Annotated in this window: 1 rRNA gene; it reads right to left on the reverse strand. The window is 40.7% G+C overall.

Going from position 1 to position 280, the window contains the following annotated elements:
* Positions 1 to 171: ribosomal RNA gene (locus MN581_RS10020) — 23S ribosomal RNA — on the reverse strand; the annotation flags it as partial.
* Positions 172 to 280: the final 109 nt, after the last annotated feature.

A 280-nucleotide genomic window follows, 5' to 3' on the forward strand; every position in this document is an offset into this window, starting at 1 on the left:
AGCTATGTATTCACTACTAGATAATATCCTATAAAAGATACTGGGTTCCCCCATTCGGAAATCTCCGGATCATAGCTTACTTACAGCTCCCCGAAGCATATCGGTGTTAGTCCCGTCCTTCATCGGCTTCTAGTGCCAAGGCATCCACCGTGCGCCCTTATTCACTTAACCTTTTCTAACCTTACGGTTAGCTTTTTTTCATTAACTATTAACTAGCGATAGATAATAGTTAATACATTTCACAGTTCTTTAAAAGAAACTGTTCAACGCGGTGTTCTCG

Source organism: Vagococcus sp. CY53-2, from assembly GCF_022604695.1.
Lineage (GTDB): Bacteria > Bacillota > Bacilli > Lactobacillales > Vagococcaceae > Vagococcus.